The sequence below is a fragment of the Dyella sp. SYSU CM1112 genome, assembly GCF_058216415.1.
In genome coordinates, this window is sequence record NZ_JBZEGI010000006.1 from 79060 (window position 1) to 106031 (window position 26972).

General features: G+C 57.8%; 30 protein-coding genes. 13 read left to right on the forward strand and 17 right to left on the reverse strand.

Annotated elements, in window-relative coordinates:
* Positions 1-69: 69 nt before the first annotated feature.
* Positions 70-963, reverse strand: coding sequence for a protease HtpX (htpX, locus tag AC4HNJ_RS10490; RefSeq protein ID WP_490479512.1), 894 nt, complete (start codon positions 961-963; stop codon positions 70-72).
* Between the two features lie 143 nt (positions 964-1106).
* Between htpX and gluQRS the strand changes: the two genes are divergently transcribed.
* A complete protein-coding gene (gene gluQRS / locus AC4HNJ_RS10495) occupies positions 1107-1967 on the forward strand; it encodes a tRNA glutamyl-Q(34) synthetase GluQRS (protein WP_490479513.1) in 861 nt (286 codons plus the stop codon).
* Positions 1968-2114: 147 nt separating this feature from the next.
* Positions 2115-2855: an acetoacetyl-CoA reductase gene (phbB, locus tag AC4HNJ_RS10500; protein WP_490479514.1), complete on the forward strand. Its 741-nt coding sequence runs from the start codon at positions 2115-2117 to the stop codon at positions 2853-2855.
* A 48-nt stretch (positions 2856-2903) separates the two neighbouring features.
* Here phbB and AC4HNJ_RS10505 read toward each other — a convergent pair whose 3' ends face one another.
* Positions 2904-3704 (reverse strand): tRNA threonylcarbamoyladenosine dehydratase, encoded by an 801-nt coding sequence (locus AC4HNJ_RS10505; RefSeq protein ID WP_490479515.1) that lies wholly within the window; start codon positions 3702-3704, stop codon positions 2904-2906.
* A 149-nt stretch (positions 3705-3853) separates the two neighbouring features.
* Here AC4HNJ_RS10505 and AC4HNJ_RS10510 point away from each other — a divergent pair, with 149 nt between their 5' ends.
* On the forward strand, positions 3854-4243 hold the full coding sequence (locus AC4HNJ_RS10510) for a cytochrome c (RefSeq protein WP_490479516.1): 390 nt from the start codon (positions 3854-3856) through the stop codon (positions 4241-4243).
* 10 nt (positions 4244-4253) lie between these two features.
* Here the strand turns inward: AC4HNJ_RS10510 and AC4HNJ_RS10515 are convergent, their stop codons facing one another.
* The 7 genes from AC4HNJ_RS10515 to AC4HNJ_RS10545 all read right to left on the reverse strand — a co-directional run bounded on the left by AC4HNJ_RS10515 (position 4254) and on the right by AC4HNJ_RS10545 (position 9769).
* Entirely contained in the window at positions 4254-5873 is a 1620-nt protein-coding gene (locus AC4HNJ_RS10515) for a glycosyltransferase family 39 protein (protein ID WP_490479517.1), read from the reverse strand.
* A 190-nt stretch (positions 5874-6063) separates the two neighbouring features.
* On the reverse strand, positions 6064-6366 hold the full coding sequence (locus AC4HNJ_RS10520; RefSeq protein WP_490479518.1) for an Mpo1-like protein: 303 nt from the start codon (positions 6364-6366) through the stop codon (positions 6064-6066).
* Between the two features lie 196 nt (positions 6367-6562).
* On the reverse strand, positions 6563-7438 hold the full coding sequence (locus tag AC4HNJ_RS10525) for a pirin family protein (RefSeq protein WP_490479519.1): 876 nt from the start codon (positions 7436-7438) through the stop codon (positions 6563-6565).
* 176 nt (positions 7439-7614) lie between these two features.
* Entirely contained in the window at positions 7615-8517 is a 903-nt protein-coding gene (locus AC4HNJ_RS10530; RefSeq protein WP_490479520.1) for an alpha/beta hydrolase family protein, read from the reverse strand.
* A gap of 87 nt (positions 8518-8604) precedes the next feature.
* Complete coding sequence (locus AC4HNJ_RS10535) at positions 8605-8817, reverse strand: cold-shock protein (RefSeq protein WP_490479521.1); 213 nt, start codon at positions 8815-8817, stop codon at positions 8605-8607.
* 253 nt (positions 8818-9070) lie between these two features.
* Entirely contained in the window at positions 9071-9283 is a 213-nt protein-coding gene (locus AC4HNJ_RS10540) for a cold-shock protein (protein ID WP_490479522.1), read from the reverse strand.
* Between the two features lie 276 nt (positions 9284-9559).
* Positions 9560-9769, reverse strand: a complete 210-nt coding sequence (locus AC4HNJ_RS10545) for a cold-shock protein (RefSeq protein WP_204683989.1) — start codon at positions 9767-9769, stop codon at positions 9560-9562.
* Between the two features lie 281 nt (positions 9770-10050).
* Between AC4HNJ_RS10545 and AC4HNJ_RS10550 the strand changes: the two genes are divergently transcribed.
* Positions 10051-10452, forward strand: a complete 402-nt coding sequence (locus tag AC4HNJ_RS10550) for a hypothetical protein (protein ID WP_490479523.1) — start codon at positions 10051-10053, stop codon at positions 10450-10452.
* 61 nt (positions 10453-10513) lie between these two features.
* Here AC4HNJ_RS10550 and AC4HNJ_RS10555 read toward each other — a convergent pair whose 3' ends face one another.
* Entirely contained in the window at positions 10514-11734 is a 1221-nt protein-coding gene (locus tag AC4HNJ_RS10555) for a winged helix-turn-helix domain-containing protein (protein WP_490479524.1), read from the reverse strand.
* A gap of 22 nt (positions 11735-11756) precedes the next feature.
* On the opposite strand from AC4HNJ_RS10555, the gene AC4HNJ_RS10560 reads away from it, so the two are divergent.
* A complete protein-coding gene (locus AC4HNJ_RS10560; RefSeq protein WP_490479525.1) occupies positions 11757-12347 on the forward strand; it encodes a hypothetical protein in 591 nt (196 codons plus the stop codon).
* Between the two features lie 134 nt (positions 12348-12481).
* The gene (locus AC4HNJ_RS10565; protein WP_490479526.1) at positions 12482-13570 is read left to right on the forward strand and encodes a phospholipase A; all 1089 of its coding nucleotides are present in this window, start codon (positions 12482-12484) and stop codon (positions 13568-13570) included.
* Positions 13571-13617: 47 nt separating this feature from the next.
* Here the strand turns inward: AC4HNJ_RS10565 and AC4HNJ_RS10570 are convergent, their stop codons facing one another.
* Complete coding sequence (locus AC4HNJ_RS10570; protein ID WP_490479527.1) at positions 13618-14100, reverse strand: FKBP-type peptidyl-prolyl cis-trans isomerase; 483 nt, start codon at positions 14098-14100, stop codon at positions 13618-13620.
* A gap of 125 nt (positions 14101-14225) precedes the next feature.
* On the opposite strand from AC4HNJ_RS10570, the gene AC4HNJ_RS10575 reads away from it, so the two are divergent.
* Together AC4HNJ_RS10575 and dacB are read left to right on the forward strand one after the other, a co-directional pair.
* Entirely contained in the window at positions 14226-15563 is a 1338-nt protein-coding gene (locus AC4HNJ_RS10575; protein ID WP_490479528.1) for an MATE family efflux transporter, read from the forward strand.
* Positions 15560-17149: a D-alanyl-D-alanine carboxypeptidase/D-alanyl-D-alanine endopeptidase gene (dacB, locus tag AC4HNJ_RS10580; protein ID WP_490479529.1), complete on the forward strand. Its 1590-nt coding sequence runs from the start codon at positions 15560-15562 to the stop codon at positions 17147-17149. The genes AC4HNJ_RS10575 and dacB overlap by 4 nt, the downstream gene beginning before the upstream one ends.
* A 14-nt stretch (positions 17150-17163) precedes the next feature.
* Here dacB and AC4HNJ_RS10585 read toward each other — a convergent pair whose 3' ends face one another.
* Positions 17164-17640 (reverse strand): glutathione peroxidase, encoded by a 477-nt coding sequence (locus AC4HNJ_RS10585; RefSeq protein WP_490479530.1) that lies wholly within the window; start codon positions 17638-17640, stop codon positions 17164-17166.
* A 104-nt stretch (positions 17641-17744) separates the two neighbouring features.
* Here AC4HNJ_RS10585 and AC4HNJ_RS10590 point away from each other — a divergent pair, with 104 nt between their 5' ends.
* The 3 genes from AC4HNJ_RS10590 to AC4HNJ_RS10600 all read left to right on the forward strand — a co-directional run bounded on the left by AC4HNJ_RS10590 (position 17745) and on the right by AC4HNJ_RS10600 (position 20332).
* On the forward strand, positions 17745-18755 hold the full coding sequence (locus AC4HNJ_RS10590; protein ID WP_490479531.1) for a methionine ABC transporter ATP-binding protein: 1011 nt from the start codon (positions 17745-17747) through the stop codon (positions 18753-18755).
* 5 nt (positions 18756-18760) lie between these two features.
* Entirely contained in the window at positions 18761-19444 is a 684-nt protein-coding gene (locus tag AC4HNJ_RS10595) for a methionine ABC transporter permease (protein WP_490479702.1), read from the forward strand.
* Between the two features lie 90 nt (positions 19445-19534).
* Positions 19535-20332, forward strand: coding sequence for a MetQ/NlpA family ABC transporter substrate-binding protein (locus tag AC4HNJ_RS10600; protein ID WP_490479532.1), 798 nt, complete (start codon positions 19535-19537; stop codon positions 20330-20332).
* A gap of 105 nt (positions 20333-20437) precedes the next feature.
* Here the strand turns inward: AC4HNJ_RS10600 and pncB are convergent, their stop codons facing one another.
* A complete protein-coding gene (gene pncB, locus AC4HNJ_RS10605) occupies positions 20438-21634 on the reverse strand; it encodes a nicotinate phosphoribosyltransferase (RefSeq protein WP_490479533.1) in 1197 nt (398 codons plus the stop codon).
* Between the two features lie 382 nt (positions 21635-22016).
* Between pncB and AC4HNJ_RS10610 the strand changes: the two genes are divergently transcribed.
* Positions 22017-22829 carry a c-type cytochrome gene (locus AC4HNJ_RS10610; RefSeq protein WP_490479534.1) on the forward strand — a complete coding sequence of 271 codons (813 nt, stop codon included), beginning with the start codon at positions 22017-22019 and terminating at the stop codon, positions 22827-22829.
* A gap of 16 nt (positions 22830-22845) precedes the next feature.
* On the opposite strand, the gene AC4HNJ_RS10615 is transcribed toward AC4HNJ_RS10610, so the two are convergent.
* The 3 genes from AC4HNJ_RS10615 to AC4HNJ_RS10625 form a co-directional block, all read right to left on the reverse strand.
* On the reverse strand, positions 22846-23919 hold the full coding sequence (locus AC4HNJ_RS10615) for an aminopeptidase (protein ID WP_490479535.1): 1074 nt from the start codon (positions 23917-23919) through the stop codon (positions 22846-22848).
* A gap of 20 nt (positions 23920-23939) precedes the next feature.
* Positions 23940-24308, reverse strand: coding sequence for a hypothetical protein (locus tag AC4HNJ_RS10620; protein WP_490479536.1), 369 nt, complete (start codon positions 24306-24308; stop codon positions 23940-23942).
* A gap of 125 nt (positions 24309-24433) precedes the next feature.
* Positions 24434-25042, reverse strand: coding sequence for a rhomboid family intramembrane serine protease (locus AC4HNJ_RS10625; RefSeq protein WP_490479537.1), 609 nt, complete (start codon positions 25040-25042; stop codon positions 24434-24436).
* A gap of 107 nt (positions 25043-25149) precedes the next feature.
* Between AC4HNJ_RS10625 and AC4HNJ_RS10630 the strand changes: the two genes are divergently transcribed.
* The gene (locus AC4HNJ_RS10630) at positions 25150-26031 is read left to right on the forward strand and encodes a PhzF family phenazine biosynthesis protein (RefSeq protein WP_490479538.1); all 882 of its coding nucleotides are present in this window, start codon (positions 25150-25152) and stop codon (positions 26029-26031) included.
* A 44-nt stretch (positions 26032-26075) separates the two neighbouring features.
* Here AC4HNJ_RS10630 and AC4HNJ_RS10635 read toward each other — a convergent pair whose 3' ends face one another.
* Positions 26076-26963, reverse strand: a complete 888-nt coding sequence (locus AC4HNJ_RS10635; RefSeq protein ID WP_490479539.1) for an NAD(P)-dependent oxidoreductase — start codon at positions 26961-26963, stop codon at positions 26076-26078.
* Between the last annotated feature and the right edge of the window lie 9 nt (positions 26964-26972).

Here is a 26972-nt window from a genome sequence, read left to right on the forward strand (position 1 = left end):
GAGTGATAACCCGACCCACTACATCAGCGCGTACCGGTGTAGCGGAGTAAAACGGGTTGTACCAAAGATTTAAAGAGCCGCCTTCTGCAGCGCGGCGATACGTTCTTCCAGCGGCGGATGGCTCATGAACAGGCGCTGCAGGCCCTGCGCCAACGGTCCGGAAATACCGAAGGCGGCCATGGTCCGCGGCAAGGTGCTCTCGCCATGGTTGAGCTGCAGCCGCTGGAGTGCAGAAATCATAGCGCCGCGGCCGGCCAGCTTGGCACCCGCTGCATCGGCACGGAACTCGCGCCAGCGGGAGAACGCCATCACGATCATTGACGCAAACAGGCCGAACACCAGTTGCAAGACCATCACCGACACGAAATAACCGATACCGGAGCTCCCCCGGCTGTCCCGGCCACCGGAAAGCCAGCTGTCGACCAGGCGCCCGACAATGCGGGCCGCCAGAATAACCAATGTGTTCAATACGCCCTGGATCAACGTCAACGTGACCATATCGCCATTGGCCACGTGGCCGATTTCGTGGCCCAGCACAGCCGCGATCTGTTCGCGGTCCATCTGCTGCAGCAAGCCGCTGCTCACGGCCACCAGCGCACTGTTCTTGGTCATTCCAGTGGCGAACGCATTCATCTCCGGCGCGTCGTAGATCGCCACTTCAGGCATGCCAATGCCGGCGCGCTGCGCATGGCGACGCACTGTCTCGATGAGCCACCGCTCGGCTTCATTCTGTGGTTGGTCGATCACCCGCGCGCCGGTGCTCATCTTGGCCATCCACTTGGACATGGCCAAGGAGATGAAGGCACCACCCATACCGAACACCGCGGCAAAAATCAGCAGGCCCTGCATGCCGCCGTAGCCGCGCATGGCCGCCCACTGATCGACGCCCAGGAAATGGCAGACGATGCTCAGCAGAAACAGGACGGCGATATTGGTGATAAGAAAAAGTGCGATGCGGCGCATAGTTGCCCTTGAAGTCGGTCACACTGGGATTAGACATGGTAATGCGTGTTCGAGATTCGGGCTAAACACTGGCTTTTCAAGAGTTAAGCCCACGTATCTCGCCCGCCACCGGGGATTCGGTCAGCTTGCGTAGAATGATGGCAATGAGCTATCGAGGCCGTTTCGCCCCCTCTCCAACAGGTTCTTTGCACGCAGGGTCCCTGGTCGCCGCCCTCGGCAGCTGGCTGTGCTCCCGTTACGCAGGAGGGAGGTGGCTCGTGCGCATGGAGGATATTGATCCACCACGCGAAGTACCGGGTTCTGCGGAGGCCATCCTCTCGGCCTTGCCAGCGCTTGGGTTGGTGCCGGACGAACCTATCGTTTATCAGTCTTCGCGCATCGCGGCCTACGATGCCGCTTTCGAGCAGTTGCGGCGAGCCGACGTGGTATTCCCCTGCTGGTGCAGCCGCAGTGAACTGGCCGCAGCGGGCGGCATCCACCGCGACGCTCGCTGTATCGCTCCAGCCGATCCTCGCCGCTCACCGGCGTGGCGCATGCGGACACCCAATGAAACGATCACCTTTCTGGATCGCTTGCAGGGACCGCAGCAGCAAAACTTGCGGGAAGCCGTCGGCGACTTCGTTATCCGCCGAGTGGAAGGTTTTTATTCTTACCAACTCGCCTGCGTGGTGGACGATGCGTGGCAGGGCATCTCCGAGATCGTCCGAGGTAGTGACCTGCTGGACTCGACACCGCGTCAGATCTGGCTGCAACATTGCCTGGACTTACCCACGCCCCACTATAGGCATTTGCCTCTGGTGCTTGACGACGAAGGACGTAAGCTCTCGAAGTCCGAGGGTGCGCTCGCGGTCGATCCAGCCGATCCGATGCCGAGCTTGCGCCAGGCGCTTTCATTCCTTGGCATCCCTTCCAATGGAAAAGCCATCCATCCATCTGAATTGCTAGAGCACGCGCTCACCCGCTCCGACCTTCGCCATTTGACGCATTGCAACGACATCTTCTGACTTAACGCGGTATAACGAAAACACGCAGCCGTGCCATGTTCGCGATACAGAGAACCGCTATTCCTTCATGATGTCTGCGTATAACCTTCATTGTTCGCGCTAGCTGCGCGGCAGCCCCTCACGTAGACGTTTCAAGGAGATCTGGTCATGACACAGCGTACGGTATTGGTTACTGGCGGCACCGGCGGCATTGGTACCGCGATCGTGCGCAAGCTGGCCACACAAGGACACAGGGTCGCCACTAACTACCGCGACGAGGCCAAAGCCGAGGCCTGGCATAAGATGATGGCGGACGAGGGCATCGAGATTTGCATGGTGCCAGGCGACGTCGCCGATCCGGTCTCCTGCGAAAACATGATCAACGCCATCCACCACAAGTGCGGTCCGGTGGAGATTCTGGTCAATAACGCAGGCATCACCCGTGATACGACCTTCCACAAAATGAGCTATCAGCAGTGGATGGACGTGGTAAACACCAACCTCAACGCCTGCTTCAACGTCACGCGCCCGGTGATCGAGGACATGCGCACCCGCAAATGGGGCCGTATCGTGCAGATCAGCTCGATCAACGGCCAGAAGGGCCAATATGGTCAGGCTAATTACGCGGCGGCCAAGGCCGGCATGCACGGCTTCACCATTTCTCTGGCCCAGGAAAATGCCCGTTTCGGCATCACCGTGAACACCGTGTCACCGGGTTATGTAGCAACCGACATGGTGATGGCCGTTCCGGAGGAAGTACGCGAAAAGATCGTTGCCCAGATTCCCGTCGGCCGCCTCGGCAAGCCCGAGGAAATCGCCCATGCGGTAGCGTTCTTCACCACAAATGAGGCGGCCTGGATTACGGGTGCCAACCTGGCCATCAATGGCGGGCATTACATGGGCTGGTGATCGACTGCGAGATGAGAGGCCAGCGCCTGTGTCCACGGCGCCGGCCTCTCATCCTTCATCTTTTCTCTCCGCCAGCAGTTTCTCCACGATCTTTCCCACGGCAGCGAATGCAAACGCCCCGGTCACATGCGTAGCAGCACCCAATCCGCCGCCGCAGGCCAGGTTCATGGCGTCGCCTCCTGGCGGACGCGTGCCGCATACGCTGCCATCGGGCTGCGGATATTGCACGTTCTGCAAGGAATACACCGCCGACACACCGAAATAGCGATCCGGATTGCGGGGAAAGCCAAAGTCCTGCCGAAGCTTTTTGCGGATCAGGCTGAACATCGCATCATGCTCGGTTCGCGACAGGTCGCGCACACGAATCTGAGTGGGATCGGTGCGGCCACCGGCCGATCCCACCGTCACCATAGGCAGTTTGCGACGACGGCACCATGCAATCGCTTCCAGTTTCACCCGAAAGGCATCGCAAGCATCCAATACGGCGTCATACCCGCGATCGAGCAGTTCGTCCAAGGTCGCTGGCGTCAAAAAGCGCTCAATGGCCTCCAACCGGATGGCCGGATTGATCGCATGCGCACGCGTGGCGATCACGCCGACTTTGGGCTTGCCATATTCGCCGTCTAACGCGTGCAGCTGGCGGTTGGTATTGGAAAGACACACCTCATCGGCATCGATCAGCGTCATGCGCCCAATACCGCTGCGCGCCAGCGCTTCGGCGGCCCAGGAGCCAACCCCGCCGATGCCGATCACACAAACATGCTTGTGCGCCAGTTGCGCCACGGTACCGGCGCCATAAAGCCGATCGATGCCGTCAAAGCGCACGGTGGGATAGGCCATGTCACTCATGGTCGGTCACCGGGTGCCGTGCCGGAAGCAGAAACATTCACGCGAGTACCTGGAGAGTAAAAACCGGAGGTTATTTTACTGTCGCACCGAGCGCCCATGGGTCTTGCGGTATCCTCCGCGGTCATCTGTCCCCAGGATTAGGAAACATTATGCGTGCTGCGCTTCTGATCGTACTTGGGTTAGCCATCGGCATCATCGGTACGGTGTTCGTCATGCAAGCCTTGAGCGAGCGCAACCCCGTTCCCAAAGCTGTGATGGTTACGATGGGTTTTCATCGACATCAGTTGCAGCAGGCAATCAAAGGCGGTCAATGCGAAGCCTCTGCAACACTCGACCAGTTGCAGCACATGCAGATGATTGCCGCCGACATACCGGCAGTATTTCCGGGTGCACCAAAGCCATTCAACGATTTGGCCAGCCATTTGCGCGCCGCCCTGCAAACGGCTTCACAATCCGAGCCCAAGGATTGCCCTGCCCTGACTGCCGCGATCAAGCCTGTGGATCAGGTCTGCCAGCAATGCCATCAACAATATCGCTAGCCGCTCATCGTCAATTAGTCGCCGTTTCCTCGGGGGCGGGAAACATGAGGATAGTGATCTCCTTGCCTTGCGATATCTCTATCGCCGGCGCCCCCAAAGCAGCCATGCGGGACTTGAAGTCGGCCAGATCCTCACGCCGGCCTAATGCGGAACGGCCATTGACCGCCCACACGCGACCACCTTGCTTCCATCGCAGGACCGCCTGATCGTACTGCGACGTCACCAGGGCGCTCGCCTGAATCGGCAAACCATTCTTGGGGCTCAACACCGTCAGCATGGTGGGCGCATTCGGATCGGCGGTGAACACCGTATCGCCCGGTCGCACATTGGCGGCCAGTGTCGCTGCGGCCATGTCCCACCGTGGCTTGGTCTCCATGCGGTAAACCGGCCCCAGGTTTACCGCGCCCAACAAAAAGAGCAGCGTGGCAGCTATCGGTATGGTTCGCAGCGGCAACACGCCCGCCCCCATACCTACCACGACAAAAAATGGTACAGCGCTCCACAGAACATAACGTGGCAATAAGACGGATTTGAACAAAGAAATGCTGAGAATCAGCAACGGCAATACCAGCACACTCAGGAGTAAGACGCGCCCCTCCAGTCGGGTGCGTAGGCGGAATACGCCCATGCACGCAGCCACGACCACCAGCATCCCCAGCAGCGGCACTGCCGTATGCAACAAATCAAACTTCACCACGGCAAGCATGCGCATGAGATAGACGCTACCTGCCACAACCCATATATGTTGCCAGCTGAGCTCCGGAATCCAGCTGAATTTCTGCAACATATGGCCATCGCTGGCGGCGAAGATGGCTAGATAAAAGGGCGCGGTACATAACGCAATAAGCACCATGCTTGCCAGCCACTGGCGAAGAAAGCCCTGGCGTTCTTCAGCCGCTTGACTGCGCCAGACAAGATAGAGGGAAAGATTCGAAGCAATCAGCCATGGCATGGCATCTCCCAGCACATCCAGCGCACCTATTGCTCCGAACAAGTAGGCCGCCCAACTAAGTCTGTCTGCCTCCGGTCGCCGCACATCGATGGCGGCACGATAAGGATCCTGAGCCAGGCGTACCAAACCCCATAGCGACACCGCAATCAGCAGGGTGACCAGCGTGTAAGAACGCGCCTCTTGTCCGTATTGAACCTGTAATGGAGACAATGCCATCAGCAAGCCCCCCATGATGGCCGCCCCTCGTCCGCCGAGGCGATGCGCTATGGCGAACACCATGCCCGCAGAGAGCGCACCGAACACCGCCGATGGCGCACGCAACCAAGCGTCGTGCAAGCCAAAGCATGCCGATATCCAGCGTAATAACAGGAAATACGTCGGCATATGCCGATTGGAAAAACTGTCAGAAACCAGCCCGCCCAGATCCAGGTGGATGCGCTGGAAAGTCAGTGCTTCGTCGAGCCAAAATGGTTGGTGATCAATCCGGAACAACCGCGCTATCAGGCCAAGGCATACGATGGCCAGCATCCACACGCCATCACTCGTTAGCCACGCCGCACTCACCGTGCGCGGCGATGGTCTCGCAAGCGCCATCGCTACAGTGCCCGACGCATTACGTTGCTCGGCGCCGTAGCGCCATGCAAAACGTCGTATTACAGACATGGCGATGCTGTTCATACAGGCTAACCGGAGGCGGGGAATAGGAATCTAACGCGCCCTCTGATACATAGGTTGTCAGGTATTTATGACACGTTGGTGCGCATTCAGCCGAAAAAGATTGCGGGCATCGGAAAGAAACCTAAGCGCAAGAAGTTGGCTGATGCTTGCTACAGGAACATCGAGACACCGGCCACTCACACCTGCAAGATTAAATCCTCACCTTGCCGCGCAGCACATCCCAGTACATGACCCAGTCGCCCATCAGACTGTATAGCGGATGGCGAAACGTAGCCGGTCTATTTTTTTCAAAGACAAAATGGCCGATCCAGGCAAAACCATAACCTGCGACAGGCGCCAGCCAAAGCCAAGCCAACCGGCCCGAACAGAACGCCAATATAACTATCAGCAGCACCAGCGAGCTGCCGATGAAATGCAAGCGACGGCACCGGCGATCGCGATGCTCTTCGAGATAGTAAGGATAGAAGTCTCGAAAACTGGCATAGGCGGCCATAGCGCATCCCCGGCAACCAATAAGGCCAGCCTAGCCCCAAGACGGCGGCAATGCACGTCCTGCCTGCTTAATATTCCCGCCACGTTCGTGATGCACTCAGTAGGCGTCCGGTGCAATACGCCTCGTCACGCAGAATTTGCCTCTCAGCCCGTGCATTGCCACGTGAGGATGGCGCACGCAAAACCTTGGTAGCTTCTTATGCGGGCAACGGAATGAACTCCTCCTCGTCACCTTTCACCTTGCCGAAACGCTGCGCGACCCAGTCTGCCTTGGCTTGTTCGATACGCTCGCGCGAACTGGAAACAAAATTCCACCATAGATGCCGCTCACCATCCAGCGGAGCCCCTCCGAACAGCATCACACGTCCGGGCGTTTTAGCGCGGAGCACCGGCGCAGCCTCACCGGCTTGTACCGCCATATGAGAAGGTGCCAAAGCAAGTTCGCCCCAGCTCATCTCGCCTTCGATCACATGCACGCCACGCTCGAAGTGTTCCTCCGGCAACCGGACCACCGCTCCCGCTTCCAGCCGGGCCTCGATAAAAAACATGGGGGCAAACACTTTGACGGGCGACGTCTCGCCGTAGGCCGTGCCGGCGATCAACGTCAACTCGGCCGCTGGCAAGTGGATACGGGGCAGGCTAGCGGCCTCGTGATGATGGAACTCCGGTTCGACTTCCTCGTTCGAGCGAGGCAACGCTACCCACACTTGGATGCCATGCATACGCTGCCCGCTAGCACGCGCCTCCGGCGGCGTACGTTCCGAGTGGACGATACCGCGCCCAGCCGTCATCCAATTCACCGCTCCCGGCGTAATGTCGGCCAAGCTGCCCAGGCTATCGCGATGGCGGATGACCCCATCGAACAACCAGGTGACGGTAGCCAGGCCAATATGCGGGTGCGGCCGTACGTCCATGCCCTTCCCAGGCGCGAAATTAGCAGGCCCCATATGGTCATAGAATACGAACGGTCCTACATGGCGTGCGGTGAGCACCGGCAGCAAGCGCCGCACAACGAACCCATCACCGAGATCATGCAGACGACCGTTATCAATCAAAGCAGGCTTGGCTTGCACGTGTACGCTCCAAATTAGCTGATGCCGATATTGCACCGGTGCACTATGGCTTGCATTCCCTATCGGAACGAATGAATCCGGCGCTCTATGCTTCTTGACCTGAGTGTCCTTGCCATTCCCGATGAAGAACACGCATTACAGCCAACGAAAGCCTCTTGCCTGCGGCGAAACCGGGATCACTCCATCTCTCTTTGCCCCGTTGCGGGCTCCAGCAGCCAGGCGGAAAGTTGTGCCGCGATACCTTCTGGCACTTTCATCCAACTGAAGTGGTCGGCAGGCTGGCCGGCAAGTTGCTCGGAAATCACCACACCCGTCCGACGCACCGCCTTTGGCATTTTGTCCAGCAGCCAATCGAGCGAGAGCGACGGGGCAAGCCAGTCATCACACATGCGCAGGGCAAGAATGGGAGTATCGATAGCGCTCATTTGCCGTTCGACGTCAACCTTCATACCAGTGACTGAGTAGCGTCCGATGCGACCGCTGCGTGCCCAATCCGCGATAACGCCACGTGCCTCATTGCCGCCAAAACCGATCTTGCGTCCGGGAAGCCGACCTATAAGCCGCGCCAGGGCGGCAGCGAATACATAGGCAGCCAAAATCAGCCGCCCATGAGAAAAACATCGCCAATAAGGCGCCCCGCTGGCCACCAAAACAATGCCTGATACATCCCCGCGATGAAGACCAGCGTAAAGGCAAGCCAGCTGTCCGCCAAGGCTGTGCCCACCCACCCATAACGCTGCGTGCGGCCAGCGCAGCTTAGCCTCCGCGATCCCGGCGACGAGGTCCGCCTCAAGCAAGTCCCGATATCCCCAATCCACATGCCTGCCGGCACGCTGATCGCTGGACCCTATACCTCGCCACTCATGCAAAGCCACAGCGATGCCACGCGCAGCGAACGCTTCGGCCAGCGGCACGTAATACTTGGCGGGCACCCCCATTGCAGGCAGCCAATACACCATGCGCCCAGGCGGGTTGTTGGGTTGCACGAAGATAAGCTCGCTGCGCGCACCATCAGTCGCCATGATCGGCACGACGACAGCAGGTGCGATGAATGTGGCGGACGATTCAAATGCGGACATCCATCGAGATTACTCAATTGCCGCCGCAGGAACAAAAAGGCCGACATAGGCCGGCCTTGCGAGCATGGGCTCCAATGCAATTGCGAGTCAGGCTTTGCTGACTTCGTCAGCCTGCAAACCCTTCTGCCCTTGGACAACCTTGAAGACCACTTTGTCGCCTTCTTTAAGGCTCTTGAATCCTTGTCCGACAATTGCGCGGAAATGTACGAATACGTCAGGGCCGTCTGCTCGACTAATGAAACCGAAACCCTTGGCGTCATTGAACCATTTGACTGTGCCAGTTACACGTTCATCCGACATAACTCACTCCATCCATTCAAAGCGTTTAACTCTGAGACCAGCCGACCCACCCGAGCCGACGGCTTACTGGGTATGCCGATATTGGGTGGGGGCGTTGCGGACAGGGACCGCACTGCGGACACGCGCCTTACCAAGCAGACACAGTGAACACAGAATAATCATTTCCGTGAAACGATATGTGATGGAAAATTCACACACGCCAAGCGGTTCGTCCCTGCCACCAGAGCCGAGCAATACTGAGTTTCTCGGCGATTCAGACCGCCAGAACTTCCTCGGCCTGCAGGCCCTTGGGGCCTTGTTTCACCACAAACGTTACCTTCTGCCCCTCTTTCAACGATCGAAAACCGTTGCCCTGGATCGACTTGAAATGCACAAACAGGTCACCGCCCTTGTCGCTGCTGATGAACCCGTATCCCTTGGCATCGTTAAACCATTTGACGGTGCCTGTTGCACGTTCTTCCGACATGACTTACCCCATCCATTCAAGCGCTTACCCTAAACCGACCCACCCGAGTCGGCAGCCACTGTGAACATACCAATCATGTGCAGGCTGGCACGTTGCCTTGCAAAACACACAGGAAATGCACGGCCCGTCAAGCGGACACAGTCGCTACAGCATAGTGAGTTCCGTGAAACGATATGTGATGGAAAATTCACGTGTGGAATCACATTTGGGAATCGGTGTTCCCAAAACGAAAAAGCCGGGCACTAGGCCCGGCTTTAAATCGATTTATTCAGGAAATCAGGCAGGCATGACTTCGTCGGCCTGCAGGCCCTTCTGGCCTTGCACAACCTTGAAGCTGACCTTCTGGCCTTCTTGCAGGCTCTTGAAACCGTTGCCCTGGATCGCGCGGAAATGCACGAAAACATCCGGACCATTGTCACGGCTGATGAAGCCGAAACCCTTAGCATCGTTGAACCATTTAACGGTACCGATCTGACGATCAGACATGTAACTCACTCCAAACTAGGCTTTTCAAACAAAAAAGACTCAACCCCCACAATGGGGCCGACTTACTGGTGTGCTAAGGAAAACCCTAGGGGTGAGCGATGAGGCAGATCGTAATCGGCTGCATCGGGTCACGTGACTCTGGTGACCCCGGCAAACACAGTGCTGTGCATGATACTCGCAAATAAGTATCAACGGTGAATTTGCGTTCAGGAAGAATTGCTTTTGGGAAATAAACGCTATCCTAGACAACTATTCGCGCCGATTGAGCGAGGACTGCGGCATTGAACAAGGCGGGAGATTTCTTTACGGCGAGATATGCCAAAGCCAAGATCCTCATCGTATTGCTAGGAGGCATGCTTCTGGCTGGCTGCAACCATGCCGTACGCCCGTCGCGGCATCTTCCGGCATCGAGCGCCGTCACCCAAACGGGTATCCCGGCCTGCGACAGTTATTTGGACCATTACCTTGCCTGCCACCGTGCAGCGGATATCTATGCCCCCGACAAATTGCAGTCGCAGTACCAAGCGATGCGCGGCACGCTATTGCAAGAAGCTGCCGATCCCAAGGTCCGGCCGTATCTCGCCTATCGCTGCATGGGCTTGACCCGGCAATTGAACGCTGCACTAAAGGGCCGCTCCTGTGCCCCGGAAAATGCCAGCACTGCAGCGCCTTCCTCACCCTGATCCCCCAGCGCTTGTATGTCCTGCGTTTGAATATCGGCCCCACAGAAGCCATAAACGAACGCTAGGCCACCCACTTCGATAAGCGCCAATGCGCGCGCAGCGGCGCTGCATAGTGTGCGGGACGGCAACGCCCCAGTCGCACTGCGGGAGTGCCGTGCCATGCAGCCGTCGAAGCGACAGCCTCCGCCAGCTCAGCCAGCATCCGCTCCGTGGGCTTGACTCCATCTTCGAAATACAACGCTTTGATTTCGAAAATACCTTCCTTGCGATGGGCTTTGGCGTCCAGGCGCCCGATCAACTGGCCACGATGCAGGATAGGCAATACGTAGTAGCCATAGCGACGCTTGGCAGCGGGCAGATAGCATTCAATCGCATAGTCAAAATCAAACATCGCTCGCACACGCGCACGATCCCACACCAGTGGATCGAAAGGAGAAAGCAGCGCCGTATGCGTGGCGCGCAGGCGGCCTGCCTGGGCTTTTTGCAGCAATGACGTGTGATCGCGATGCACGTAGGCAGCGTTATCCCATCCAGCCACCGGCACGCTCAACAATTCTCCCGTCGCGAGCATGGGCGCCAATTCGCGCTCATCTACGGCGGGTTTCAGCCGAAAATAATCGGCAATCCATTTCGCTTGCGTAATACCCAACGCGCGCACGCTGTCGAGAACAAAACGGCGGCGCCACGCTTCAGGCGATTCGGTTGTGTTTGATGTGTCCTGTGGCGGGTCCAATTTCGCCAGCACTCGTTCCGCCAAGTCGTAGACGCGCTGGAAGCGATCGCGCCGCGTCACCATCAATTCGCCCGATGCGAACCACGCTTCAAGCCATCGCTTTTCAGGCTTCCAGCCCCACCATCCCGAAACACCTCGATCAGTACGCTCGAAATCGGACGCACGTACGGCTCCGGAAACACGAATGCGCTCCAGCATGGCCTGCATGTCATGCAAGTGGGCCGCCTTAATGCGAGCCGCGTGGCGGTCTGCCCAATGATTGCTTTCGATCTGTGTCCGCCAAGCCCGATGAGCCCGAATATCGGCAGCGGTCACAAAGCATGCTTCATGAGCCCAGCACTCAGCGATGCGCCCATGCTCCAACGCTTCGTCCAACCATGCCTGAGGGTAATCACCCAAGCGGGCGTAAAGCACCAGGTAAGGGCTCCGGGCAACCACATGGATGCTGTCGATCTGCAATAGACGCATCCGCTGGATGGCCGTCACCACATCGTCATGGCGGGCACGCTTCGAGGGTCTGGTCAATAATCCCTGTGCGGCCAATTGCATGGCTCTCGCCTGTCCAAGCGAGATGGCTTTCACGCCGAATGAAAATCCGCTCAATGAAGGTGCGCCTTCACAAAATGATTACGCCACTATTGTGCTGGTATTTACCGCCCTATTGCTAATGTGTGCACAAGCTTGGCAGGTCGTTATCATCGAACGCCATCGCGTGAGGGATAGTGGCCTGGCATGCCAAGTGCCCTTGCATGGAGCTATCACAATGACTTATCGCACCCCCACCCTGGCGATTCTGATGACTGCCAGCTTGTTTGCCGGTAGCGCTGCGTTTGCCCGGCAGCCACAGACTCAGCAGCCGATGCAAACACCAGCGCAGCAGAACGCCATGAGCAACAACAGCATGTCCCCCTCGCCCTCGAATGACAGTGCCACTTACAACACGGCACAGGGTCAGGTCACTATCAACTCGACCATGGGGCAGGCCCCATCAACTGCATCGCCCCCCTCCTTTGAACAGCTCTCCGGCGGAAAGAAATACATCACGAAGGATCAGGCCAATGCATACCCACCGCTAGCCAACGACTTTCTCTATGTCGCCGGCGCCAACGGTCAACGAATTTCAAAAGCGCAATACGAACATTGGCTAAAAGACTTGAACTAAGTCGCAACCGCTACTCACACTTTGACGATTGCTTCACGCCGGCCATCCTGCGATGGCCGGCATTTTTATCTCTACGTGCAGATCGCTAGACTTGGGCACCGTTGCGCTGGCAAAAGGCGCGCTGGGGAATTGCCATGAAGCCGTGGTCCAACTATTTGCTACTAAGCGCATGCATCAATCTTGCTGCATCACCACTTTATGCACAGAACATTGCCCCTGCAGATGTCCGCGCATGCACAGGCATCAATAACAACGCGCAACGCCTTGCCTGCTATGACCGAGCTGCCGGCCGCGGCAACATGCAGACGGCACAAAAGCAAAACGCTTCGACTGCATCGCCCAGCAATGGCGTCTTTCAGCACGAGCACCCTGTCACCGCTGAAGAGGAAACCGCCAGCAACGCCGCACCACTTTCATTATTGGACAGCCGTTGGGAACTTTCGCCGCAAAGCAAACTGGGAACGTTCAACCTGCGCGGATACAAACCCATCTACGTCCTGCCCTTCTTTGCCACCAGCCATCAAAACAACTTGCCTAGCAGTCCCAATCCCATCAACACCGAGCACACCCCGCTGGGCATGCAGGCCGTTGAAGGCAAATTCCAGCTCAGCCTGAAAACCAAAATATGGCAGGGCGTGTTCGGCGACACTGGTGATCTTTGGGTTGGCTATACCCAAGATTCCTATTGGCAGGTTTACAACTCGAAACTCTCGCGACCGTTCCGCGAGACCGACTACGAACCCGAAGCCCTGTTGGTGTTCGATACGAATTACCACCTATTCGGCTGGAACGGCCGCCTGCTAAGCATTGGCGTCAACCACCAATCCAACGGTCAATCCGATCCGCTTTCGCGAAGCTGGAATCGCGTGATGGCACAAGTCGGATTCGAACGTGCGAACTGGACCATCATGCTTCGCCCATGGTGGCGCATTCCCGAGCACGGGACGGACGACAACAATCCGGACATCAGCAACTACATGGGACGTGCCGATATGCAGATCATTCACGAGTGGCACGGCCAGGAGTTCAGCCTTACATTGCGCGACTCGCTACGCGGCGGCAGTCAGCAACATGGCTCCGGGCGCATAAGCTGGAGCTTCCCCCTGGTCGGCAACTTGCGCGGTTACATGGAGCTGTTCAAGGGATATGGCGAGAGCATCATCGACTATAACCACAACGCCACATACCTTGGCGTGGGCATCTCGCTACTGGATTGGTATTAGCAAAAAGCAAAGCCCATGACCGGGCTTTGCTTTTTGCTCGCAACGGCTCAGTGGTGATGGCCGTCTGCGCCATGTACGTGACCATGCTCGACTTCTTCCGCACTGGCCTCACGTACTTCGGTCACCTCGATATCAAAATGCAGCGTCTGGCCGGCCAAGGGATGATTACCATCGATATGCACGGTATCACCATCGACCTTGGTGACGGTCACATGGATGACACCTTGCGGTCCGTTGCCCTGGAACTGCATACCGGGCTGGATATCTTCCACACCCTGAAACGCCTCGCGAGGCAGTTCCTGCACCAATTCCGCATGATGTTCGCCATAGCCCTCGGCAGGCGCCACATCCACCTTGAACTGATCGCCCGCGACGCGGCCTAGCATCGCCTTCTCCAGCCCCGGCACGATCTGGCCGCTGCCATGCAGATAGGTCAGAGGCTCGCGGCCTTCGGAACTATCGATCACCTGCCCGTTGTCGTCGGTGAGCGTGTAATGAAAGGAGGCGACGGCGTTGTCAGCGATTTGCATGGATGGTCTCGCTTTGAGTGGAGGAGCGCCGACCTGCGCCGACGTTGGGATCGATAAGACTACCATCCCAAGGCGCTGGGCGCGTCAAACATGCCAGAATGACTGCAGGCTGACCCGCTGATCCCATGACCCGATTTCTCGAAGCCTGGCGTCATCGCCCGACTCACCGCCAGGTGTGGGCCTTGGCCATGCCCATGATCCTTTCCAACCTCACCGTGCCCATGGTCGCCTTGGTGGATAGCACTGTGGCTGGGCATTTACCGCAAACGCAAGATCTCGGCGCGGTGACGGTTGGCAGCGCAGTCTACGCGTTGCCCGTATGGAGCCTGGGCTTTCTGCGCATGGGTACGACCGGCTTCGCGGCACAGGCCCAAGGTGCGAACGACCTTTCTGCCCTGCGTACCGTGCAGATACAGGCTTTGCTGCTTGCAGCCGTGCTGGGTGTGCTGGTGGGTGCGCTGATGGTTCCGTTGCTACCGTGGCTGGTCGGCCAGATGCATTCCACCCCGCTGATGAGAGATCGCGCACTGGATTATCTGCATCTCCGCTTACTTGGCTTACCGGCCGCACTCTTGAACTATGCGCTCGCGGGTTGGTTCATCGGTGCGCAACGCGCACGCACCACATTGAGCCTGCTGCTGGTAACGAACATCCTCAACATCGGGTTGAATCTGTTATTTGTGCCGATGTTTGGCTGGGGCGTTCCAGGTATCGCGCTAGCTTCGGTTGGTGGTGAATGGTTGGGCGCGCTCTATGGACTATGGCGTGCATGGCAAGCGGTGGGCGGCATCGCAGGCCGCGTCGACTGGCTTGCCATGCGCAACTGGCTACATTGGCGGCCGCTACTGATGGTGAACCGCGACATTTTTCTGCGCACTTTGGCATTGGAAGGGGTGTTTTTCAGCCTTTCATTATTCGGCGCCCGGCTGGGTGATGCCACCGTCGCTGCCAATGCGCTTCTGCTCAATGGCCTGATGCTGACGGCCTTCGGCCTGGATGGACTCGCCAATGCAATAGAAGCCTTGAGCGGTCATGCGATCGGTGCAAGGGACTATCACGCACTACGCCGCGCCCTGGTGGTTGCAGGTGGATGGTCGCTGATCGGCAGCCTGGGTTATGCCTTCTTCTTCGCCGTGGCCGGGCATCTTTTTGTCGATCTGCAAACCAACTTGCCCGAGGTCCGCCAGGCCGCCTATCACTATCTGCCATGGCTGACCGTACTGCCCGTCGTGGCAGTATGGAGCTACCTGCTTGATGGCCTGTTCATCGGCGCGACGCGCGGGCGCGAAATGCGCGATGGCATGCTGGCATCCGTGGCCATCTTCGCCCTGCTCGTATGGCTCACCCGCGGCTTCGGCAACCATGGACTTTGGTTCGCCTTTCTGACCTTCATGGCCATCCGTGGATTAAGCCTGGCATGGCTGGGCCTTCGCCTGCGCCAGCGTCGCGCATGGATTGCATGACTTCCTGGAATCGTACCAGCACGATGTCGTCCATCAACGCTTTCTCGTTCCATCGGCTAAGCATCGGCGCGCTTTGCGTACTGCTCAGTGTCATCGTGCTATCGGCCCGTGTACAGGCTCAAGACACCACCCCTGTCATCGGCACCGACACGACGCAGCAGCTGGCTCAGGCCATTGACGCGCAAATCGGCGAACCCCGCTTTGCTTTCGCAAGCTGGGGCATTGCCGTAGTGTCGCTCGACACGGGACGCATACTTTATACGCACACTCCCAACCTGCTCCTGCAGTCTGCGTCGACAGCCAAACTCTATACGGCTGCCCTGGTCTTGGACGCCTTGGGCACCGATTACCGTGTTCCGACCCAGTTGCTGGCTACGGGACCCATCCTGCATGGCCGTCTGGATGGATCTTTGATTTTGCGCGGAATGGGTGATCCCACACTCGATACCCCCGGCACCAACACCGATTGGGCTGATCAGCTTGCACTGCAGCTCGCCGCCGATGGCGTCCGCGATATACAAGGCGACTTGATCGCCGATGATACGTATTTCAGCGGCCCAGCCATGGGCTCCGGCTGGGAGGCGGATGATCTGCAAAGCTGGTTCGCCGCGCCCTCATCGGCATTGAGCGTGCACGAAAACGAGGTCGACGCCACTGTGACACCAGGCAAAGTGTCAGGCCAGCCGGCACAGCTGGTGCTGGATCCTTCCGCAGCAATTCCGCAGGTGGTCAACAGCATGATCACCACCGCGCGTAATACCCGCAGCGACATCAATCTCTATCGCGCTCCGGGTCGCAATACCTTATATGCATTCGGCAGCGTCCCTGTAGGCATGGCACCGCAGGACTTCAAACTCTCCATGCCCGATCCAGCGTGGTATGCCGGCTCCTTGCTGCGCGATGCACTCTCGCAACACGGTATTCGTCTGCATGGCACACTGCGTGTGCAGCGCTGGCCGCAACACAATCTCGTGAAACTCGATAAGCCCGTCGTGCTGGGGCAGGTGCTCTCACCACCCATCATGGAAATACTTACCCGTGGCTTGAAGCGTTCGCAGAATCTCTATCTTCAAAATCTGCTGCAAATTGCAGGCGTCAAGGCACAGGCGGCGGCGCAAAACGACAGCAGTACCGAAGGTTTCCTGAGCACGGAAGCGTGGGCCATCCGTGCCTTGCATACCCTGCTGGATCGCATCGGTATTACACCGGGCACGGTGCAAATCGAGGACGGCGCCGGCCTTTCCCGGCAAGACCTGACCACCACTGATGCCATGGTTCGCCTGCTCACCTATCTGGCTCGCCAACCTTATGCCGAACAACTACGCGATGCCCTGCCTACGGCCGGCGTGGATGGGACCCTTGAATGGCGCATGCGTAACACGGCCGCGATGGACAACGTGCATGCCAAGACGGGCAGCATGGCAAACGTACGCTGTGTTGCCGGCTACGTGACCACGGCGTCCGGCGAACGGCTTGCCTTCGCCATCATGCTCAACAACTTTGCTCGCCAGCGCGGCGATCCAAGCCCAAGCCGTCATCTCGACGCGATCATGGAATTGCTCGCTGCATTCCACGGCCATCCTTAGATTGCCAGAAAAGCTCAACGCCTTGTCAGGTCCTTTTCGATCTTCTCCGGGGTGTCATTGGGCGCATAGCGTTTGACCACATTCCCCTCGGAATCGACCAGGAACTTGGTGAAGTTCCATTTGATCGACTCGCTGCCTAGCAAACCTTTAGCCTGTTTCTTCAGCCACTGGTAGAGCGGATGCGCGTTATCGCCGTTGACGTCGATTTTGGCGAACATGGGAAACGTTACGTCGTAGCTGGTGGAACAGAACAGTTTGATCTCTGCCTCGTCCCCAGGCTCTTGATGACCGAACTGATCGCAGGGAAAGCCAAGGACAACCAGGTCCCGGTCGCGCTGCTGGCGCCATAATGCTTCCAGCCCTTTGTACTGCGGAGTGAAACCGCACTTGGATGCCACATTGACGATCAACAGTGTCTTGCCGCGCCATTCTGCCAATGACCGCGGATTGCCGTCGATATCGGGCGCGCTGAAGTCGTAAGCGGTGGTCATCTCGTCACTCCGGTCGTATCGTCATATCCCTATGACAGTCTACTCCAGACCGCTCTTCCCAAGCTGGCATAGAATGCCGTTTTCGGCCATAGATCAGGTTCTTCGTGATCCGATTCATCGATGTCCACAAGTCCTACCGCGTCGACGGCAAGGACATCCCGGCCCTTGAGCCTTTTAGCCTGGAAATTGCGGACGGCGAAGTGTTCGGCATTATCGGGCATTCCGGCGCCGGCAAATCCACCCTGATACGGCTGATCAACCTGCTGGAACGTCCCAGCGGCGGTCACATCGTGATTGACGGCACAAACATCACTACCCTGCCCGACTCTGCCTTGCGGGCGACCAGGCAGCGCATCGGCATGATCTTTCAGCACTTCAACCTGCTTTCCTCACAGACAGTTGCCGACAACATCGCCTTTCCGATGCGCGTAGCCGGCCAGAAAGATCCGGCCGCCATTCGCGCACGTGTCGACGAACTGCTGCAACGAGTGGGTTTGAGCGCGCATGCAAACAAGTATCCGTCACAACTCTCGGGCGGCCAGAAGCAGCGCGTCGGCATCGCACGCGCGCTCGCCAATCATCCATCCATTCTGTTATGCGATGAAGCTACCAGTGCACTGGACCCCCAAACCACGGCGTCGGTACTTGAGCTGCTCGCCGAGATCAATCGCGAGCTTCGTATCACGGTGGTATTGATCACACACGAAATGGATGTGGTGAGACGGATATGCGACCGCGTTGCGGTGCTGGATGCCGGCCACATCGTGGAGCAAGGCGCCGTGGCGGATGTCTTCCTCCATCCCCGTCACGCCACGACACGCCGCTTCGTCAACGAAGCGCTTCCGGAAGAAGCCGCCGGCGAACATTTGCTCTACGAGGAGGTTCCCGGCCGCATCATGCGCCTGTCATTCCGTGGCGCAGCAACCTGGTCGCCGACGCTTGGCCGTATCACCCGCGAGACAGGCGTGGATTTCAACATCCTGGCGGGACGTATCGATCGCATCAAGGATTTGCCTTACGGCCAACTGACACTCGCCATGCAAGGCGACAATGTGGATGCCGCACAACAAGCGCTGCGAGAAGCAGGTATCGAAGTGGAGGAACTCACCCGATGATCGTCATGCACGCCCCTTTACTGCAGGCCCTGTTTCCCAACATCGACGACTGGGGCGAACTTGGCCAAGCGTGTATAGATACGCTATTGATGCTGGGAGGTTCGCTGCTCTTGACGGTCATTCTTGGATTGCCGCTAGGTGTATTGCTCTTCCTCACGGGGAAGGGACAGTTGCATGCCATGCCGAAGCTGTATGGCACACTCTCGCTGATCGTCAATATCCTGCGCTCGATTCCCTTCATTATCTTGATGATCGTGCTGATGCCGCTGACCTACGTGCTGGTCGGCACCAAGCTCGGGATCCGTGGCGCGATCCCGCCACTGGTCATTGGCGCCGCACCGTTTTTTGCTCGTTTGGTCGAAACAGCACTTCGCGAGGTAGAGCGCGGTGTCATTGAGGCTTCGCAGGCCATGGGGGCCACCACATGGCAAATTGTGCGCTATGTCCTGTTGCCGGAAGCGCGTGCAAGCCTCTGGGCAGGTATCACGGTGACAGCTATTGCGCTGGTCGGCTACACCGCCATGGGCGGTGCGATCGGTGCGGGAGGCCTTGGCGACCTGGCCTATCGTTACGGCTACCTCAGCTATAAATCCGATTACATGGTGGTTACGGTGTTCCTTCTGATCGTGCTGGTACAAGTGCTACAGATGCTGGGCGACCGCATCGTGGCGCACTACAGCCGCCGCTGACAGCATGAAACGCTGAATCATCCCCACTGATCGCTTTGCATCCAGCCGTATGGACGGCTATTCTGACGCATTGCACAAAACGGAATCCTCATGAAAAAGCTGATGGCGTTCTTGGCCGCTACCCTGCTCCTGGCCGGCTGCTCATCTTCCGGCTCCGGCCATTCGGATAGCCAGACGCTCACCGTGGCCGCAACGGCGGTTCCACATGCGGAAATCCTCAAAGAGGTCAAACCCATCCTAGCCAAGGAGGGAATAGATCTGCAAATCAAGGTATTTGCCGATTATGTGCAGCCCAATACGCAGGTTGCAGAAAAGGACATCGATCTCAACTACTTCCAGACCAAGCCTTATCTGGACACGTTCAACCGCGAGCATCACACCCATCTGGTCATCATCACCGGCGTACACATCGAACCGCTTGGCGCGTACTCGCGCAAATACAAGTCGATCGACCAACTACCCAACGGCGCAACCGTCACGCTGCCAAACGATCCGGCCAACGAAGGCCGCGCCCTGCTGCTGCTCGCCAAGAACGGCGTGATCACACTGAAGAATCCGGATGACGAATTGGCCACGCCTAAAGATATCGTCGCCAATCCGAAAAATCTCGTCTTCACGCCGCTGGAAGCAGCGATGCTCCCACGCACGCTGGACGAGGTGGATCTCGCCCTGATTAATACCAACTATGCGCTGGCTGCTGGCCTCAATCCGACCAAGGATGCGCTATTGATCGAAGACAAGCATTCGCCCTATGTAAATTATCTGGTCGGCCGTCCGGATAACCAGAACGACCCTCGCGTGAAAAAACTCGCAGAAGCGCTTACCAGTCCGGAAGTAAAGGCCTTTATCGAGCAAAAATATCACGGTGCTGTGCTGCCCGCGTTCTGACCTCAACGTTTTTTTGCACAAAGGGCCCGCAAGCTTCAAGCGGGCCTTTTTCTTTTCATCCATGGGCATATAACGCCAGCCAAGAGGCAGTCGGCGGTCACCTGATCAAGCGAGCGTTTCTTCCACCACGGCGGGAATGTCGAAAACCTGCCGAAGGTAGGTGATATATGCGTCATCGTCACACATGTTCTTGCCCGGTGAATCGCTGAGCTTGGCTACAGGCTGCCCATTGCAGCGAACCATCTTGATGACGATGTTGAGTGGCGTGGGCCCGACGTCGTTGGTGAGATTGGTACCCACGCCGAACGCCAGCTGGCAACGCCCATGGAAGTGGTGATAAAGCTTCATGACCTTCGGGATATCCAGGCCGTCGCTGAAAACCAGGATCTTGCTGCCCGGATCAACACGGTTCGCCTGGTAATGCGCCAGCACACGCTCGCCCCAGGCAAAGGGATCGCCGGAATCATGGCGCGTACCGTCGAACAATTTGCAGAAATACATATCGAAATCGCGCAGGAAAGCCGTCAAGCCATAGACGTCCGATAGCGCAATACCCAGGTCTCCCCGATACTCCTTCGCCCATGCTTCCAGCGCGGCTACCTGCGAATCGCGCAATCGCGGCCCGAGCGCCTGATGCGCTTGCAGATATTCATGGGCCAATGTACCCACCGGACGCAAACCCAATTGCCAGGCCAGCCATACATTACTGGTGCCCGCCAGTTGTGAGCCCAGGCCCTCATGCAAGGTAGTGACGACTTCCTTATGCCATCGCCCCGAGAAACGACGGCGCGTGCCGTAGTCGGCAATCCGGCATTCCTTGTAGCCCGGCGTGTCTCGCAGCAAGGCGATCTTTTCCATCAGGCGGCGACGCCCTTCGTTGAGATCCCCATCCGGACGGGTACGCCGAAAGTAGATCTCATTGATGATTGCCAGCAAAGGAACTTCAAACAGGATCGTGTGCAACCAGGGGCCACGGATGCAAATCTCGATTTCGCCGTTGTTACGCGCTGACGGCGTTATTTCCACATATTTGGGGTTGAGCTGAAACAAGCCGAGGAAGTCGATGAAATCACTCTTCAGAAAACGCCAAGTGCGCAGGTAATCAAGCTCTTGCGCGCTGAAACGAAGACTGCAAAGAGCATGCAGCTCTTCGCGAATTTCATCGATGTATGGCACCAGGTTGATGCCGGGATTGCGGCACTTGAAGCGATATTCCACCTGCGCCGCAGGGTATTGATGCAGCACTACCTGCATCATGGAAAATTTGTAGAGATCGGTGTCGAGCAGTGAGCTGACGATCATGGAGTATCCATGTCGGTGGAGAGGAACCCGAGGTATTTCGGGAAGGGCGACGCCATTATCTCGCCAGAGCCTCGGCATGCACAGAGACACGTGTTCGATAAGCCGAAAAAGATAAAACCCCGGCAGCCAGGGGAATAACTGCCGGGGTTTGTTAGGTCGCGTTCCGGGGGGAGGGTAAACTAGGAACCGACCCCTGGATGCCATGAATTTCCATGCCATCCGGTCGTCGCCTCACGGCGATTCGTTTACTTAGTGCGGCTTGTGCGAACGAAGTTCAAGGCTATGGCTGGATTGATTCAGCTTGCCGATAGGAAATCGACGAGACCTCAGAGGATCAACCGCATTTGCTTTCCAAGTCGCTGTCATGACAAGGCCATAGAGTATGTTGCGTCGCTGTCTTAGCTTGTTAGCTTTATGTTTTGTGCTGCCCCTGCATGCGGCTGATCTCCGCATTGATGTTGGTCACGGCATCCGCATCTGGACGACATCCCAATTATTGGCCCGCCACGATGCACGGACTGTGACGATTCCAGCCGACGTCGCCTTCCAACGCTCCATGCAATACCAGGCCGTGCCTTTGCGAGCCCTGCTGCCAGGAGTGGCAGAAGGTGAGCGCTTGCAATTCATCGCTTCGGATGGCTTTTCAGTTGAGATCCCAGTCGACGCCGTGCTCAACAGCGCAGGCGCGCAGGCGTGGCTCGCGGTGGAAGATCCCAGGCATCCGTGGCCGTCATTGCCGGGGAACAAAGGCCATGCCGGCCCCTTTTACATCGTTTGGACAAACCCCGCTGCGGCGCGCATCAGTACGGAACAATGGCCCTACCAATTGGCACGCGTCCAATTGACGCAGAACCCTGCATATCGCTTCCCACACACTGCCCCGGACTCCTCGCTGCCGCCGGACAATCCGGTCCAACGCGGCTACGTCGTTTTCCAGCGCACATGCTTTGCCTGTCATACGCTCAACGGCGAAGGCGATGCGCGTATGGGGCCGGACCTCAATATTCCTCACAATCCCACCGAGTATCTGAGCGACGATTTGCTGCGCGCGTTTATTCGCAATCCACAGTCGCTGCGACGCTGGCCAGAAGGAAAGATGACGGGCTTTCCGACCCAGGCATCACTCTCGGATGCCGATCTGGCGAACCTGCTTGCTTACCTTCATTACATGGCCCGGCATAAGGTCACGCCGTAGTCCGATCAAAAACCAATCACTTTTTTGAATCGGCCATCATTGCTTCCAAAGCATGCTGCCGCTGGATTTTGGTTTCTTTCGCCAAAGCGCGAACTTCTGCATAGAACACAGGCCACTGTCCATCCGCCTGCTTGAACAGGGCTGCGAACGCAGATATCCATTGGTCATAAAGCCCGAACGGCAACAGCGTTGCATTGTTGATCGGCTGCGCCACCCATGCATCGTAGCGATGGTCGTTCGGCCAATATCGATCGCGCCATGCCGCATAACGAGTCCGGAAGTCCTCGATCTCGCGAGCCTTCGCGGTCGCCATCGCGGTCTCGTCGATACCGCTCGCATAAAGTTTTTTCAGGCGCTCGCGCAAGTCAAGTACACGCTGCGTGAATTCGTCATCCATCACTTGCGCGTGATCATCGCCCGACGGTTCGCCGCGTGAGCGATGCCATTCCCGCAGCCCTTCGTTCTCGACAAACATGGCATAGCTTTCATTGAAAGCCGTATCGCCTTTGACGTAGATGAGCTGATGGGCCAATTCGTGAAAAATCGTACCCACCAGGTCGTCATTGTCCCAGCGCATCATGCTGCTGAGGATCGGGTCGGCAAACCACCCAAGTGTGGAATAGGCAGGAACGCCGCTGATATAGACATCGTCCCCATTTGCGCGAAGCCGCGCGGCGCTCTGCCTGGCTTTTTCTTCGTTGAACCATCCGCGATACGCCACGCATCCCGCAATCGGAAAACACTGCGGTATGGCGTTGATCGAAAAACGGGGCGTCGCATACACGTTCCACACAACGTAGGGACGATGCAGATTGACGTAATAGGTATAGCTTCGATTTTGCGGGAGTCCCAAGCTGGCCGATGCGAACTTTCGCGCCTGTTGCGCGAGCCGCAGGCGCGCAGCCAGCCTAGGATCCGTGGCTGGATCAGCAATCACTTTGCTGACCGCTCGACGGTGCAACAGCAAAGCACTCTCGCCATGGGTAACATGCGCGTAATAGCGCAGGTCAGCACATGCGCTCAATCCGAAAAATGCCACGACGAGAGCAATGAGTGGGGCGGCAGAACGAAAAATGCGGAGACGATTCATCCCCGCATTCTGGCCTAATTCTAATGTCCGCCGAAGTGACCGCCCCCGCCACCATGCCCGTGAAAGCCGCCATGGCCACCACCATGCCATCCATGACCGCCGCCATGCCAGTTACCATGCCCTCCTCGCCAGTAACGACCGCGGCCATACCAGCCGCCATAACAACATCCCCATCCACCCCAGTAACCGCCGTAATAACCATAGGGGTAGTAATAAGGGTCGTAGTAGCCGTTGTAGACCACGGCAGGGCCGCTTCCGTAATAGGCATCGCCTGCATAACCATTGCCTCGTGCATAGCTATATCCGGGAGCGACATAGCATCCTGAGAGCAAACTGATCAGGCCAGCAAGGGTCAAACCGGCAAGCGTGCGTTTCACGAGCGTTTTCATGGCGGGGACTCCATGCGAACTACATAGTTACGTTAGTCCTGTCTTTGTAAATGCGCCCTGAGCGGCAAAAGACAAGGCCGCTCAACACTACAGACTCTGCAACCGGGCGCAGCAGGCGGCAAAGCTCACAAGCTAGGCTGTGCCAAGGCACGAAGGAAATGAGGAAGCACTGCCGGATTCACCAATACGGTGAACACCACGCCGTAAGCCGCGCCCCATAGATGCGCGCTATGGTTGATATTGCCCCGCCCGCTTTGATCCATGTAGATCGAATAACCGACATAAAGCAACGCATAGATGATGGCCGGCACGGGCACGAACCAGACCAGAATGCGCGCCCACGGCGCATACAAGATGAAACCGAACAGCACAGCCGAGACCGCTCCCGAGGCCCCCAGGCTATGGTAATTCGTATTGCGCCGGTTCTTCAGATAGGTCGGCAGAATCGAAACGATCAAACCGCCCAGATAAAACAGCCCGAAACCGAACTCGCCCAGGATGGCGTCATACTGCGGTTCCATGATCCGTCCAAAAAAGAACAAGGTCATCATGTTGAACAGCAGATGCATGGGATCGGCGTGGATCAAGCCGTAAGTAACAAGGCGGTAGTATTCGCGCTTGCGCTCGATCGCCGGCGGCCACAGGATGAGATCATCGAGCAGGCGCCGGTTGTTGAACGCCATGAACGAGACGATACACGTGGCGGCAAGGATGATGAGCAGCGTAATCGGCATATGACGAATCCGACAATGATTGGAATTTCCCCATCTTGACGTTCACGAGCCAAGTTGTCGACGGCTAGAATGCGCGATCGCACCTCGTTTGCACGCAACACGATCTTATGAAGCCAATCCGCTATATGCACCTGGACGTTTTTGCAGCCAGTCCTGGAGGCGGCAACCACCTTGGCGTGGTGACTGATGCCCGCGGCTGGAGCGGCGAGCAGATGCAACGTTATGCGCGCTGGGCAAATCTGGTGGAAACCACATTTTTGCTGCCGCCCAGTGACCCTAGGGCCAGCTACAGCGTGCGCATTTTCACGCCCCAAAAGGAAATCGCCTTTGCGGGCCACCCGAGCGTCGGCAGCGCGCATGCCGTACTCGAATGCAACCTCGCCGAAGCGACAGATGGCGTGCTATGGCAGGAATGCGGCGCCGGCATCTTGCCTGTTCGTGTGGAAGGCAGTGGTGACAAGCGGATACTGATGCTGCAGTCGCCGGCGGCGCGCGTAGTAAAAAGCGGACTGCATGCCCATCCCCTGCTCGGCGCCACACTGGATGGCATCGGGCTGGGCAAGCTTCCACCGGCGCTGGTCGATGGCGGAAGACGCTGGTGGCTGGCCGAGTGCGCCGACGAAGCCAGCCTGCGTGCATGGAGCCCGGACCATAGTGCAATCGGAGCGTTGGCTGTCGCCAGTGGCAGCATGGGTTTGTGCGCGTTCGCACGCAGCAGCCATCGCGATTATCAGTTGGTCGTACGCGCCTTTCCCTCTGGCGTAGGCATCGTGGAGGATCCTGCCTCCGGAGCGGCCAACGGCCTTATCGCGGCCTACATCGCGCAGACCGAACCCGACGGCCCACTGGCACGCGGCTACGCCGTCAGCCAAGGCCGCGAGATGGGCCATGACGCGTTATTGATTGCGCACATTGTTGACGACACGATCTGGATCGGCGGATACACCCATACCGTCATCGACGGAATATTGCACTGGAACGGCGGCTGAGAGCGAGGCACAGTCCGCCGCCTCACTCTCAATCGCCGCTTCAATCATGCTTTGCTCTCGTCGAGATTCGCGCGACGCACGGCTACTCTGGACAGCGCGGAAAGATCCATGCCTTCGGCACCATCTGCCAACGCTTCGATCAGGCTGTCACGCAAGATACCCGCCAGCGGCATGGGCACACGCACAGCCTGTCCTGCTTCCTGCGCAAGCATCACATCCTTCAGGGCAAGTGGCAAAGCAAAGCCTGGCGGAGTAAAACGCTGCTCGGCAATCGCTTTGCCATAACCTTGATACACCGGTGATGCGAAAAGCGTGCTGGTTATCAAGTCGATGAAGTCGGAAGCGCTCACTCCATGCGCACGCACCAGCACTGCCGCTTCCGCCATGCTTTCGATGGCCGTCACGATCATGAAATTGCCGGCCAGCTTCACTGCGTTGGCACGTTCCGGAACATCGCCCATCGGCCAAAGCCGGACGGCCATTTTTTCAAGCAAGGGTGTGGCCTTTTCAATCGCAGAAGCCTGCCCTGCCAGCACCATGTTGAGCTTGCCTGCGGCAGCGACATCCGGACGGCCAAAAACGGGGGCGGCCACATAGTGCAATCCACGCTTGCTATGCTCCTCCGCCATCTGCCTGGCAAGCGCAACGGAAATAGTGGCGTGATTGACATGCACGGTGCCGGGGTCCATGGCATCGAGCAGGCCACTGTCGAGAAATACCTCCCTGACCGCCTGATCATTGGCCAGCATGCTATGTACGACATCGCCTTGCGCAGCACGATCGGGCGTGCGCACAACTTTCGCGCCGAGCGACGCCAATTGTTCCGTCGCCGCCTCTGAGCGATTCCACACAGTCACGCTGTAACCGGCAGCAACGAGGTTGCTGGCCATCGCGCAGCCCATCGCGCCAAGTCCGATAAAGCCGACTTTCATAAGAGGTCT